Annotated in this window: 14 protein-coding genes; 8 read left to right on the top strand and 6 right to left on the bottom strand. The window is 25.6% G+C overall.

The features are described from left to right. Nucleotides 1-49: 49 nt before the first annotated feature. Both ychF and ABIV_RS09090 read left to right on the top strand, forming a co-directional pair. Nucleotides 50-1,153 (top strand): redox-regulated ATPase YchF, encoded by a 1,104-nt coding sequence (gene ychF / locus ABIV_RS09095; RefSeq protein WP_114839581.1) that lies wholly within the window; start codon nt 50-52, stop codon nt 1,151-1,153. 46 nt (nt 1,154-1,199) lie between these two features. Further along, nucleotides 1,200-2,018, top strand: coding sequence for an HDOD domain-containing protein (locus ABIV_RS09090; RefSeq protein WP_114839580.1), 819 nt, complete (start codon nt 1,200-1,202; stop codon nt 2,016-2,018). Between the two features lie 6 nt (nt 2,019-2,024). Here the strand turns inward: ABIV_RS09090 and recO are convergent, their stop codons facing one another. Further along, a complete protein-coding gene (gene recO / locus ABIV_RS09085; protein ID WP_114839579.1) occupies nt 2,025-2,642 on the bottom strand; it encodes a recombination protein RecO in 618 nt (205 codons plus the stop codon). Nucleotides 2,643-2,757: 115 nt separating this feature from the next. Between recO and ppnP the strand changes: the two genes are divergently transcribed. Next, complete coding sequence (ppnP, locus tag ABIV_RS09080) at nt 2,758-3,072, top strand: pyrimidine/purine nucleoside phosphorylase (protein WP_228254284.1); 315 nt, start codon at nt 2,758-2,760, stop codon at nt 3,070-3,072. Between the two features lie 27 nt (nt 3,073-3,099). On the opposite strand, the gene ABIV_RS09075 is transcribed toward ppnP, so the two are convergent. The 4 genes from ABIV_RS09075 to ABIV_RS09060 form a co-directional block, all read right to left on the bottom strand. After that, on the bottom strand, nt 3,100-3,459 hold the full coding sequence (locus tag ABIV_RS09075) for a hypothetical protein (RefSeq protein WP_114839577.1): 360 nt from the start codon (nt 3,457-3,459) through the stop codon (nt 3,100-3,102). Between the two features lie 70 nt (nt 3,460-3,529). After that, nucleotides 3,530-5,218 carry an HD domain-containing protein gene (locus ABIV_RS09070; protein ID WP_228254283.1) on the bottom strand — a complete coding sequence of 563 codons (1,689 nt, stop codon included), beginning with the start codon at nt 5,216-5,218 and terminating at the stop codon, nt 3,530-3,532. Continuing rightward, on the bottom strand, nt 5,193-6,575 hold the full coding sequence (locus ABIV_RS09065; protein ID WP_114839576.1) for a PhoH family protein: 1,383 nt from the start codon (nt 6,573-6,575) through the stop codon (nt 5,193-5,195). Before ABIV_RS09065 ends, ABIV_RS09070 begins: the two co-directional genes overlap by 26 nt. A gap of 48 nt (nt 6,576-6,623) precedes the next feature. Further along, complete coding sequence (locus ABIV_RS09060; protein WP_114839575.1) at nt 6,624-8,540, bottom strand: sensor histidine kinase; 1,917 nt, start codon at nt 8,538-8,540, stop codon at nt 6,624-6,626. Nucleotides 8,541-8,622: 82 nt separating this feature from the next. Here ABIV_RS09060 and ABIV_RS09055 point away from each other — a divergent pair, with 82 nt between their 5' ends. The 5 genes from ABIV_RS09055 to ABIV_RS09035 all read left to right on the top strand — a co-directional run bounded on the left by ABIV_RS09055 (nt 8,623) and on the right by ABIV_RS09035 (nt 12,201). Further along, nucleotides 8,623-9,552 carry a class I SAM-dependent methyltransferase gene (locus ABIV_RS09055; protein WP_114839574.1) on the top strand — a complete coding sequence of 310 codons (930 nt, stop codon included), beginning with the start codon at nt 8,623-8,625 and terminating at the stop codon, nt 9,550-9,552. An 89-nt stretch (nt 9,553-9,641) separates the two neighbouring features. Then, nucleotides 9,642-10,061, top strand: coding sequence for a disulfide bond formation protein B (locus tag ABIV_RS09050; RefSeq protein WP_114839573.1), 420 nt, complete (start codon nt 9,642-9,644; stop codon nt 10,059-10,061). Nucleotides 10,062-10,072: 11 nt separating this feature from the next. Further along, nucleotides 10,073-10,633, top strand: coding sequence for a TlpA family protein disulfide reductase (locus ABIV_RS09045; RefSeq protein WP_114839572.1), 561 nt, complete (start codon nt 10,073-10,075; stop codon nt 10,631-10,633). 60 nt (nt 10,634-10,693) lie between these two features. Next, the gene (locus tag ABIV_RS09040; RefSeq protein WP_114839571.1) at nt 10,694-11,899 is read left to right on the top strand and encodes a hypothetical protein; all 1,206 of its coding nucleotides are present in this window, start codon (nt 10,694-10,696) and stop codon (nt 11,897-11,899) included. Between the two features lie 8 nt (nt 11,900-11,907). Continuing rightward, entirely contained in the window at nt 11,908-12,201 is a 294-nt protein-coding gene (locus ABIV_RS09035) for a hypothetical protein (protein WP_114839570.1), read from the top strand. On the opposite strand, the gene ABIV_RS09030 is transcribed toward ABIV_RS09035, so the two are convergent. Continuing rightward, entirely contained in the window at nt 12,202-12,669 is a 468-nt protein-coding gene (locus ABIV_RS09030) for a ferritin family protein (RefSeq protein WP_114839569.1), read from the bottom strand. Nucleotides 12,670-12,702: the final 33 nt, after the last annotated feature.

Below are 12,702 nucleotides of genomic sequence, written 5' to 3'. Positions count from 1 at the left end.
GAATTATTAAAACAAATGAATTTATATAAAAAATAGAAAAAGGAAATAAATGGGATTAGGTGTAGGTATAGTAGGGCTTCCAAACGTAGGTAAATCAACAACTTTTAATGCTTTAACAAAAGCACAAAATGCAGAGGCTCAAAATTATCCTTTCTGTACAATTGAACCAAATAAAGCAATAGTTCCCGTACCAGATAAAAGATTAGATGAATTAGCAAAAATTGTTAATCCAGATAAGATTCAACATTCAACAATTGATTTTGTAGATATTGCAGGTCTTGTTAGAGGTGCTAGTAAAGGTGAAGGTCTAGGAAATCAATTTTTATCAAATATTAGAGAAGTAGAAGTTATCTTACACATGGTTAGATGTTTTGATGATGGAAATATTACTCACGTAGAAGGGGATGTAAATCCTTTAAGAGATATTGAAATTATTGAAACAGAACTTATTTATGCTGATATTACTCAGTGTGAAAAGAAAATTGAAAAATTAAAAAAACAATCTAAAGGTTCTAAAGAAGCAGCAGCTATGTTAGTTGTAGCAGAGGCTTTATTAAAACACTTAGAAGATCTTCAACCTGTAAAAACTTTTGAAGATATTGAAAATGATTTATTTCTTCAAATGGACAAAGAGTTAAGGTTTTTATCAAATAAAGATGTAATCTATGGTGCAAATATGGATGAAGACTCTTTAATGGAAGGTACAAATGAGTATGTTGAAGTATTAAGAGCTCATGCAAGTGAAGTAAATGCTGATGTAATTACTCTTTGTGCAAAGATTGAAGAAGAATTAGTTGGAATGGATGATGATGAAGCAAAAGAACTTTTAACTGATTTAGGTGTAGAAGAATCAGGTTTAGAACAAATTATTCATAAAGCTTTTGATAAATTAGGTCTTCAATCATATTTTACAGCTGGAAAAATTGAAGTTAGAGCTTGGACTATTAGAAAAGGAACGAAAGCTCCTCAAGCAGCAGCAGTAATCCATAATGATTTTGAAAAAGGATTTATTAAAGCTGAAGTTATCTCTTATGAGGATTTTATCTCTTTAGGTGGAGAAGCTAAATGTAAAGAGGCTGGAAAGTTAAGACTAGAAGGTAAAGATTATGTTGTTCAAGATGGTGATGTAATGCACTTTAGATTTAACGTATAATTTGATATAATTATGTTACAAAAAAATATAGTTGCAGGAGAATAAAATGACTGGTACTATTATTGAAAAAATTGAAGCCTTACCACCTCTTCCAAAAACAATTCTTGATATAGAAGAGTTTAGAAAAAAGAATGAGAAAGAGGCTTTTGAATTATTACAGATCATTGAAAAAGATGCTTTAATCACTTCAACATTATTAAAAGTATCTAATTCTGCAATGTTTGGATTTAGAAGTAAAGTTGAAACAGTAAGTAAAGCAATTAACTTACTTGGAATTAACTTTACAATCTCTATTGCAATTGGTGGAACAGTACAAAATCTTTTAAAATCAAACTTATCTGTTTATGGAATAAATAGTGATGATTTTATGAGAGCTTCAAATTTAGCTACAACTTTAACTGCTTTATGGTTAAATAAAGTATCATATGATTTAAAAGAGGAGCTTGTTCTTCCTGCATTATTACAAGAAGCAGGAAAGTTTATTCTTGCCGATGTTTTAGATAGTGAAGATAAAGCAGAAGAGTTTAAAAAGTTAATCTCTTCAGGATATACAATTGCACAAGCTGAGAGAGAGTGCTTAGGTGTTACTACTTCTCAAATTACAGCTAGTATTTTTAGACATTGGAAGTTAAGTGAGAATTTAATCTCTGTAATTGAACATGTTGATAATTTAGATGATTGTGATGAAACTTGTATTGCTAAATCTCAAATTTTAGAAGTAATTAAAACAATCTGTAATATACAAGACCCTTTAAGTGTTGAAAATATTGAAAAAGGTATTGCAAAAGCAACTTCTTATAAATTAGACACTAAAACTTTAAAAGAGGCTATAGAAAAACTAGAAGATAGGTTATTAGAAGAGTAATCTATCTTATAGCCCTTGAAGTAGAATATTCCATAAGTATTCAATCTCTTTATCATCAAAAAGTATTAAATTCTTATTTAAAAACAACTCTTTAATCTTTTTTTCATCAAATTTTTTACTATAACTACAAGAACTATGAGTAGGCATAAAACTTCTAACTAGTGAAAAATTTTTAGTAATTTTAGATTCACATAAAAAACACTCAAAATCTGTATGAAGTCTTCCTTCATAATCCAGTATTTCAAGATAATTTTTACAAATAGCTCTTTTAGGATTTTGTTTTATCATTTCATGAACAAGTTTATCAAGAAGATTAAAATAAAAATCATCTATTGTCTCCACATCTTTTAAGTGTGGATAAAATAATTTTATAAATCTTTGCCAGCAATAAAGTTTTTCTGTATCAAATATCCATTGAAAACCTAATTGAATAACATCTTTTAATCTAGGAATAGATGTTTTTATATTTGTTTCTAATTCAAAATCAATTTTATATCCAATATTTATATTAGAATGTCTTGCTCCATAAAATCTATAACAGGTATAAACATGATTTTCTGTTAATATAGTAACGATAAGGTCATCATCTTTAACCTTTTTTACATCTATAATATAACCTTGCATTCTCTTCTTTTCTCTAAAATTGGAAAAAAATTATAACAAAGATAAAATAGATATTTGCTTCAAATATTTATTATGATAGAATAAAACAAATTTTTTGAATTAAAAGGGAAAATTGATGGAATTTAGTAACGTAAGTATTGCTAAAGAAGCAAATATCTTATTTGATGGAAATATTACAAGTAGAAGTATTACATTTGAAGATGGAAGTAAAAAAACTTTAGGAATTATGCTTCCAGGAGAATATGAATTAAACACAGTAAATAAAGCAACAATGGATATTAGTTCAGGTGTGGTTTCAGTTATGTTACCTGCTGAAGATTGGGTTGAGTATGTAGCTCCTGCAACATTTAAAATTGCTCAAAACTGTAAATATAAATTAAGAGTAACTTCTTTAGTAGATTATTGTTGCTCTTTTGAAAAAGTTTCTTAATAGCAATATAGATTAAAAGAGAGAGTTTTATGCTCTTTCTTCTATCTCTTCATCCCAAAGAACTGATACTCCATATTCTAAATCAGTTATCACATATTTATAATACTCTTTTGTTCCTGCTTTTCCATGAAGTCTTACTATAATTTGTTCATTATTTAAAAGGTTTTTCATTTCATTTTCAGAGAAACTTCTTTTATTCCATCTTAAAAAAGCATTTGAATATACTCTAAATCTACAAGTTGAATCAGCAGTAAAAACATATTGTTCACTTTCATCATACTCTTTTTTTGCATTTTCACAAGAGTAAAGTTTGATATTTTTACCTTTTACATTTATTTTTTTAGAGATAACATTACCATCACAATAAGGGCATTTGCCAAGTATCATTAAAAACCTTTTTTCTTCTAATTTTATCAAAAAAGAGTATTTGGATTAAAATATTTGGCAAAATGCAATATTAATCTTTAAAAACAGATAGTACTAGAGTTTTTAATTCCTCTTTCATCTCTTCATTCATATTTTTTTTATTTGTATATAGATAAAAAGGAACAGTATTTCTCATAGATTGTTTTAATCTTTTTCTTAGCGTTGAGATTTCATCTAAATTGATTAAATTTTCACAATCATAAAGAGAAAAATCTTTTTGAATACCTATTTTAAAAGATACTGTTTGATAGGTAAAAAATAGTTCTTCTTCTTGGTTCTCCCATTTTTTTATAAAGTTATCAAGTAAACCTTGAAGTTTTACTAAATTTTTAGGAGTGATATAACCAAAACTCTCTCTAAATTGGTATCTTTCAACAGTAGAAAAACCAAGTACTTTATAAAATTCATTTAAATTCTTCCATGGACTTCTAAAAAATCTTTTTCCAAAAAGTACTTCTTCAAAACAGTATTTATACTTTTTTTCTAAGTGAGAAAGAGTGTTTTTATTTTTTAAAGTAAAGTACTCATTTTTAAATAAAGAGATTAACCAGTTTTCATCTAAAATTGAGATTAAATCTAGTTTTTTATCAGTATTTGTCTCTTTTTGAAAATCCCAAAGTAATGAAATACCATTTAAAAAATCAGTTTTTTTCTCTTTGCTTTCAAAATACTTTGAAGATAAAAACTGTACCACATTTTCTAGTAAAGCATCTGTTTTTGCAATTCCGTGATTATAAATCACTTTTTTATAAAGGTTAAATCTCATCTCTAACATATGCTCAATATCAATTAATCCCATATCAAAAAAGCTTAGATGGTATGAGTTTTCTTCTTTTACTAATACAGCTTGTTTTGTAATTCTTATATGATCACTTGGTCCTGTAATATAACCACTTGCTAGCATATCTCTATTAATATAATCAAGCCTATCAGCATCTACCGTTGAGTCAATAATCTTGTGTAGAGTTGAAAAGTTAAACTCTTTGTAAACTCTATCTTCTAAGATATAAATACATAATGTTTTAATAAGCTTAATTAACTCTTTTTCATTGCTATCTTTTATAAAATCAAAAATTTCAAATTCAAAAAGAAGTTTGATTAACTCTTTTCCTATTGCTTCGTGTAATACTAAAGTAGAGTTTTTAGTAATATCCTCATAAAGTTTTATAAATTCAAGTTCTTTTTCTTCAAGCTTTTCTTTTTTAGAAATTTCATAATATACTTTTTTTAAAGCATTTTCTATTTGATGAGAAAAAGGTAGGTGTCCTACATCATGCATTAATCCTGCAATTCTTATTGCTTGTAAAAAAATAGTATAAACTGCTCTATCTTTTTTATTTTTTGTTGGAATAGTAAATTCATATAAAGCTTTATTATCAAAATAACTTAAATCATCAAAATTGATATTTAATTTCTCTTCTTGAACTATTGCTTTTATAACTCTTTTTAAATCTTTTAAAAACTGATTTTTTGTCTCTTTGTTTGCATTTAAGAGTGAATTTTTAAAGATATAAGAGCTTAAATGCATTGTTCCTAAAGAGTGAATAAATCTTTTTGTTGTAATTGAAGGATAAGAGAAATAGGCTAAAGCATTTTGTGTAATAAACTGTAGCCTATTAAGTATTTTTGTTTGTAAAATTTTATCTTCAAGTTTTGTATATGGAATATGATTATATATCGTATCGTTTATTAATCTATTTTGTATTGTGTTTCCTTTCAAATATTCTTTCTGTAAATTCAGCAAATTTACCTCTTACTGCTTTTTCTAACTCAATGGCAAACATATTTATCTCATCATGTTTATGTCTGGTTTGTTTTAGAAGAGTTGTAAGACCATTATTATATTTATTTAAATATAAATTATCGATTTGTCTATTTGAACCAATTACAATCGCCATACAAGATTCATCAAGTCTACTTAAGATAAGTTGAGTAGTTTTCTCTGATGAGTTTTGCCACTCATCCATAATAACAACTGCACTAGAAAGAGTTCTACCTCTTGCTTCTCCAGGCCAAAGTGTTTCAATACAATATTTAGAAGTAAGCTCAGAGATTTTAGATTCTATTGACTCTTTATTTTCTCTGCTTTCATTTTTTTTAAGATGTTTCTTTGCAATGAATTCTAAAGTATCTTGAAGTGCCATATTATAAATACGAAATTTTTCATCATTTCCTGCTAAATATCCTACATCTGCACCTTTATCAAGAGATTCAATAGAGTTTCTTACATAAACAATTTTATCATAATGCCCTAAATCAATTAATCTCATGGCACTTACAATAGACATTAATGTTTTACCTGAACCAGCTTTTGCATCAATTACAAGTAAATCAAACATATCTGTTAAGATAGCTTTCATAAATAGTTTTTGTTTTAGATTTACAGGTTTTACTTGTAAGGATTTAAAATCGGCTTCACTTAAAAGGTTTATTTTTTCATTGATAATTATTCCATGGCAAGAGTTTCCATCTTCACTCTCAAAGATATAGCAAAAGTTTTCATTTTTGTACTCTTTATCATACTCTTTTATATCAGCTTTATCTAAAGAATTAAAAAGAGAAGAGTCAAGTTTTATATATTTTACAAATTCAAAATCTGGAACTGTAGATTTATCATCATGTAGAGTTTCAGCTTTAATACCTTTAAATAGGGCAAAAGTTCTTGCATAAACATCTAAAGATAAAAAGATAGTTTGATGACCTTTATAATAATCTTGTGCTATTGCAGCAACTTCGATTATTCTTTTATCATTACTTTCACTAAGATGAGTTTGCTCAATTTCTGATTCATATTTATCTTTAGAAATAATATGTAAAGTTAGTTCATCATTATAAAGTTTTACAACTTTAAAGCCTAGTTTATAATCAACTTCTTTTATTTTCATTTTTGCTAAAAGTCTTGCAAACTCTCTTGAATAAAATCCTAGCTCATTAGTTAACTTTTTTTTGTCTTCAAGTTCTAATAAAACAGTTTCTGGGATTACAATTGTATTTGTGCTGTTATCTGAGATTCTATTTAGATTTTGCATATTTTGCAAAATAATATTTGTGTCTATTACATAAATTTTATCTTTCATAGAAAAATTATAGCATTAATTAGTTGCAAGTCAATAACAAAGAGTATATTAATTATCACATGGTAGATAAATAATAAAAGAAGCACCTTTATAATCAATATTATTATAGTTGAAAGAGATATTTTCAACAAAGATTTCACCATTCATATTTTTAGTAATAATCTCTTGACTCATATATAAACCTATTCCTGTACCTTGTGCTTTATGTTTTGTTGTAAAATAAGGTTCAAAGATTCTTGAAATAATATCTTCTTTTATTCCTCCAGCATTATCTTTAATATTTATTTTAAGAAGTTTGCCTTTTTTTGAGACATTTATAAAAATATATTTTTTATATGAAGACTCTTTTTTTATAAGTTCATCTCTCGCATTGTTTAAAATATTTATTACTACTTGGATAAATTCATTTTCTAAATTTGTAATATTCATATCAAAACTATTTTTTATAATTTCAATATCTTTATTATGGAATTGTACATAAACTAATGATAAAGCTTTATCTAAAGCTTTCTGAATAGAGAACTCTATTTTATTTTTATCTATTCTAAAAAAGTTTCTAAAGTCATCAATAGTTTTAGATAAATATTGTGCTGAATTATTGATTCCTTCAAGACTATCTTCTAAAAAGCTTTCATCTAGGATTCCTAGTTCTTTTTGAAGTTTTAATCCTGTTGCTGTTGTAGAGATAGTAGAAAGTGGTTGTCTCCATTGATGAGCAATATTTCCTATCATTTCGCCCATTGCTGCCATTTTTGATTGTTGAGCTAAGATATTTTGTTGTCTAGTATTTTCTAATAGATGTTGTCTAATTTCATTTTTATATTTTTTAAATTTTCTTTGTAAAACTTTTGAAAAATAAATAGAACTAATAAGTAAGAAAATTGCTAAGAAAATAGATACTTTTAAGGTATTATAAAAACTCTCTTTATATTTATTTTCTATCTCCTCTTTTTTTCTATTAATTGCTTCTTTTAATTCATCTTCATAAAAACCTGTTCCTACAACCCATTGCCAATCTTCTAATCCTTTTACATAACTAATTTTTTTAATAGATTCTGTTCCATCAGGTTTTGTATGCTGAATATATTCATAAAAACCTTGACCTTTTTTTGATATTTCTATTAACTTATCAATTACACTTTTTACTTTTTCTGTGTCGTTATTAGTTATAGCATCATTGCCTATATACTCTTTTTTTATGTGGCTTAAATAAATAGAGTCATAAGTGATTATAAAGATATACCCATTTTTACCAAATCTTAATTTCTTAATATGTCCTAAAACTTTTTCTTGAACTCGTTTTTCAAACTCTTTTACATATTCTCCTGTACCTATAAACCAATCAAAAGGTGTAAAGTTCTTTACGAAACCAAGTTTTTCTCTCATAATATCTGGTTTTTTAGGATTATACCAATACCAAGAATAGAAAGTTTCATCTTTTTTAGAAAGAATTTCTTTCATATCTTGAATAATATAAGTTCCTTTTGAATCTTGATGATTTATTAGATTTTTACCTTCCCACTCTTCTTTATAAGGAAGTAGTAAATTCTTTCCACTTTTTTCATAGATAAAATAGTATCCTCTTCCTTCATTGAATCTAATATCTCTTAAGGCATCAATTATAAGTTTTTTTATTAAAGCAGGTTCTTTATCTTTGTTCTTTTGATATATTGAGTTAGCAATTGAATAAGCATTCTCAACTGCATTTTTTAAAGAGTGTTCTAATTCTTGTTGAGTATTTTGTTTTTCTCTTACAATAAAATCATATGTTGAATTAACTCTTGTTTCAATGATTTTTTTATTCTCTTCTATGTATTCTTGTGTAATTCTATTTTTTTCTTTTTCAAATGTTTGGTTCTTATCAATAAATTGAAAAATAATAATTATTAATGATAAAATAATAATAAAAAAGGAAGGTGTATATTTAATTATTTTTAAAAGTTGTTTTTCGTTTTGAAATATCATCCCACATAGCCTAAAAAATGTATAAAATTATAACTTTTTAGTAGTTAAACTTAGATATACTTCCTATAAAAAATGGAAAAATATGAAAAATTTTTTTACAAATCAACCTTTAATTGAGATTTATACTTTTTTTAATAATAAAAAAAATGAAGAAATAATAAAAATAAATGTTATTAATCCAGATTTATGTTTAAATAATTATGCAGGGGAAATAATAATAATTGATGAAAAAGAGTATATTTCAAGGTCATATAAGTCTTGGAATGATTTAGCAGAGAAATTTTATTTTAGAATGATGACTCCTAAAATAGTTGATAAACATTTTGTTGAGCTAAGTTTCATAAAGCTAGAAGAAAAGAGTTTTCATTCAATCAAAGAGGTTGAAGAAAAATATGGGGTTACTTCTGAATTTTCAAGAATTAATAAAAATGAAGAGCCGGAGTTTTTTTATTCATATCTGCAAGCTTTAAAGAATACAAAAATTGAAAAAAGAAAAAGAGTTTTAAATTTAGGTGTAAACAATGCTGAAGAATTTGAATTAATAAAAAGTGCTTTCAACGAAGAGTTTAAAAATATTGAGTTTACTGGGATTGATTATTGTTCTTCTGCTATAAAAAGTGCTAGTGAAAAGTTCAAAGAAGATAAAAATGTAAAGTTTTATGTACATGATATTAATTGTTTAGATGAATTAAATCTAGGTAAATTTGATCTTATTATTTCTATAGGAACTTTACAAAGTTCAAATTTAGAATTTAATTCTATTTTTATGCATATAGTTCAAAATTATTTAAAAAAAGATGGTGCAGTTATTTTAGGTTTTCCTAATTGTAGATGGGTTGGAGGAGAGGTTATATATGGTGCAAAAGCTCCAAATTATAGTTTTTGCGAACAATCATTATTATATAAAGATGCTTTCTTTTGTAAAAAGTATTTGCAACAAAAAAAGTTTAGAGTAACACTTACAGGTAAATATTATACTTTACTTACTGCTACTTCTATAAGAACATCATAAAAAAGTATTTTCTATAATAAGGCTTTATTTACACAGACTTTACACAAGAAAATTATAAAATAAAAGAAAAAATAGGACGTTTAGTTAGAATGAAAACAATTAATTCAAATTTTGTACTTGCGATGTTTATTATAGCTTCGCTTGCTACTTTGGGATCACTTTTTTTTAGTGAGGTAATGGAGTTTATTCCTTGTAGTATGTGTTGGTATCAAAGGATTTTTATGTATCCTTTAGTTTTAATATTTTTACTTAATCTGTTATATCCAGATGATAAGTTATTTAAATATTCAGCTCCACTTGTTGTAGTAGGTTTACTTTTTGCAATTTATCATAATCTATTAATGTGGGGTATTATTCCAGAAAGTGCAGTTCCTTGTAAACAAGGAGTTCCTTGTTCAACAGAATATTTTGAATATCTAGGATTTATTAATATTCCATTTTTATCACTTGCTGCTTATGTTTTAATTGCAATATTATTAATAAGTGGACAGAAAAAAATCAAATCATAAAAGGAAAAAATATGATAAAAAAATTATCTTTAGTTTTTATTTCATTGTTAGCGGTTTTCTTATTTACTGGTTGTAACTCAAATGATGAAGCAGCAACAGTAGTAGAAAATAACACAAATTTTGAAGAGCTAAAAAAACAGAGTAATAAGACATATAACTTAAAAACAACAGATGGTAGAGTTATTACTTTAAAAGTTGAAAATGATGTTTTAACATCAGAAGAGTTAAAAGGAAAGTATGTTTTACTTAATTTTTGGGCAACTTGGTGTCCTCCTTGTATAAAAGAGATGCCTGTATTTAATAAAATGTATGAAAAATATAAAGATAAGTTTGAGCTAATAGGGATTTTATTTGAAAGAGATAAAGATGCTCAAGAGTTAGCAGCTTTTATGGAAAAACATAATATTAAATTTCCTATTACAGTAGGTGAAGAAAACTTTAGAATGGCAAAAGCTTTTGATGATGTTAATAAAATACCAGAATCTTTTCTTTATGGAAAAGATGGAAGATTTTTAAAGAAATATGTTGGAGAAGTTGGAGAAAAGGACTTAGAAAACTATCTTAGTAAATAGTTTATGAGGTTTATTTTAGTATACTAATAACTATTTTTTACACTTAAAGGATAGTTTATTATGAATGATTTTTTAACTATTGCAAAAGAATCTAACTATAATTTATTTCAAATTTATAAACAAGCACCAAATGAGACTTTAATAATTATTGCAGGGCTACTAGTTTTAGTAGCACTTGCATATTTTTTTATAAATAATAGTATAAAACGTTCACTTGTTTTAAAAGAACTTTCAAAAATTGATGAAATTAAAAATTTCAATGACTTAAATGCTAAATTAGTACTTTTTGTAAATGAATTACCAAAAAGAGGAGTTCGTATTGCAAACTCACTTGATGAGAATAAAGAGAAACTTTTTTATAAAACTTTAAAAGTTTTATCATCTTTTTCTATAAAAGAAAAGATAGAGAAGTATCAAATTATAAGTAAAAGATTTGACTCTTTATCTTCTAATTCAAAAAAATATAACAATGATAAGCTTAGTTCGTATTTTAAAGAAAAAGCTTCTTCTCTTTTAAGTACTGACTTAAATAAAGAGATAGAAGAATATTTTAATTCAACATATTTTACTTGTGAAGAAGTAGAAAATGTAAACTCAATTATTAAATATGCAAATAAGCAAAACTCACCTTGGCAAATCCTAGATAAATTTTTTGCAAATTTAAGTAAGTTTAGTTTTTCATATAATTTAGAATTATTTAAATTTATAGAGAAATTAGATAAAGAGAACTCTAATCAAATCTTTGATTATTGTAATGAAAAAATTGAAAAGATATTCTCTTCTGGTGAAGATGAGGTATCAATCAATATCTTAGAGTATTTATATAATAAAGATGAAAAAAATAGAGTATATGAATATATTAAAAGTTTAAAAAATAGTTTTTATTTACAACAGCTTTATAATCAACTATTCAATAAAAAAGAGGATTTAAATTTAGATTTAGCTTTTATTGCAAATCCTACTAAAATTGAAAATGAGTACAAAGATTATATAGATAACTCTTTAACTACAAATTGGAGAGATAAAGAGCATATTGAATTTGTATCAAAATCTCCTGGTGTTTTAGAAGTTTTAGGACATACTGAGTTTAGAAGTTTAATTGAAAGAGTTGATAGAATTAAAACTGATATTGAAAATAATAAAAAGATTGAAGAGGCTTTAATGATTGCAAAAAGAGCAGAGTCAATTGCAATTGAAGCAAAATCTTTTAATCAGTCAAGTTCTAAAAAGAAAGAAAAACCAGTAGTTCAGCCAAGAGTTGATTAAGGTCTAATTTGGAACTTCTTTTATTTGTACTAATTGTAGCTTTATTTGCTTTTTTATTCTTCTTTTTTGCTGATAAAACAAAAAATAAAGAGTATCGTTCATCAGCTTTAAAAAAAGAGGAATTAATTCAAAAATATGAAGATGAGATGCTAGAAATTATTGAAAAATATAAAAATGATTCTTCATTATTAACAACTAAGAAAATCGAGTATTTAAAGAAAGCAAGTAATCAGTTACACAATAATATTTTTTTTACAGAGAAAGAAGCTAAAGCCTTAATTCAAAGGCTAGCCTCTTTTTAATTAAAACTCTGCACTAGCAACCCAGTTTTCTGGTTCTTCAAGAAAATGAACAATCTCTTCAAGTATTTTTTTGTGTTTAACCTCTTCATGAGCTATTTCTAGAAAAATCTGTCTTTCATTCTCATCATCAATATCTTTTGATTTTTCAATATAAAAATTATGAGAGTTTTCTTCTCTAGAAATTGCATCTTTATAGTAGTTTATCTGTTTCTCATCAAAAGCTACATTATCTTTCTCTTTTGAAAGAGTTGCAAAGATAGTATCAGTATCAGTAAGTAAGTTTAGATTTTCTAAATCTAATTTTTCTTTTTTCATCATGCTTTTAAAAACATTGTAGTGTTTTACTTCTTCATCTGCAAGCATAGTAAATATTCTTTTTAAACCTGCATTAGGTGATATTTCAGCCATCTCTCTATAGTAGGCTTCTCCCTCTTTTTCTACCTTCATTGCATATTCATAGACATTCATTTTCTTCTCCCTCTTGAAGTAACAATTAGTATT

Source organism: Halarcobacter bivalviorum, assembly GCF_003346815.1.
Taxonomy (GTDB): domain Bacteria; phylum Campylobacterota; class Campylobacteria; order Campylobacterales; family Arcobacteraceae; genus Halarcobacter; species Halarcobacter bivalviorum.
Note: the sequence above shows the minus strand (reverse complement) of the source record. Positions and strands in the feature narration are given on the sequence as shown.

Excerpts from the sequence above, each read along its gene's own strand:
- ABIV_RS09050 (WP_114839573.1), top strand. The coding sequence starts at position 9,642 with ATGAAAACAATTAATTCAAATTTTGTACTTGCGATGTTTATTATAGCT.
- ABIV_RS09060 (WP_114839575.1), bottom strand. The coding sequence starts at position 8,540 with ATGATATTTCAAAACGAAAAACAACTTTTAAAAATAATTAAATATACA.
- ABIV_RS09040 (WP_114839571.1), top strand. The coding sequence starts at position 10,694 with ATGAATGATTTTTTAACTATTGCAAAAGAATCTAACTATAATTTATTT.
- ychF (WP_114839581.1), top strand. The coding sequence starts at position 50 with ATGGGATTAGGTGTAGGTATAGTAGGGCTTCCAAACGTAGGTAAATCA.
- ABIV_RS09090 (WP_114839580.1), top strand. The coding sequence starts at position 1,200 with ATGACTGGTACTATTATTGAAAAAATTGAAGCCTTACCACCTCTTCCA.
- ABIV_RS09065 (WP_114839576.1), bottom strand. The coding sequence starts at position 6,575 with ATGAAAGATAAAATTTATGTAATAGACACAAATATTATTTTGCAAAAT.
- ABIV_RS09055 (WP_114839574.1), top strand. The coding sequence starts at position 8,623 with ATGAAAAATTTTTTTACAAATCAACCTTTAATTGAGATTTATACTTTT.
- ABIV_RS09075 (WP_114839577.1), bottom strand. The coding sequence starts at position 3,459 with ATGATACTTGGCAAATGCCCTTATTGTGATGGTAATGTTATCTCTAAA.
- recO (WP_114839579.1), bottom strand. The coding sequence starts at position 2,642 with ATGCAAGGTTATATTATAGATGTAAAAAAGGTTAAAGATGATGACCTT.
- ppnP (WP_228254284.1), top strand. The coding sequence starts at position 2,758 with ATGGAATTTAGTAACGTAAGTATTGCTAAAGAAGCAAATATCTTATTT.
- ABIV_RS09030 (WP_114839569.1), bottom strand. The coding sequence starts at position 12,669 with ATGAATGTCTATGAATATGCAATGAAGGTAGAAAAAGAGGGAGAAGCC.
- ABIV_RS09045 (WP_114839572.1), top strand. The coding sequence starts at position 10,073 with ATGATAAAAAAATTATCTTTAGTTTTTATTTCATTGTTAGCGGTTTTC.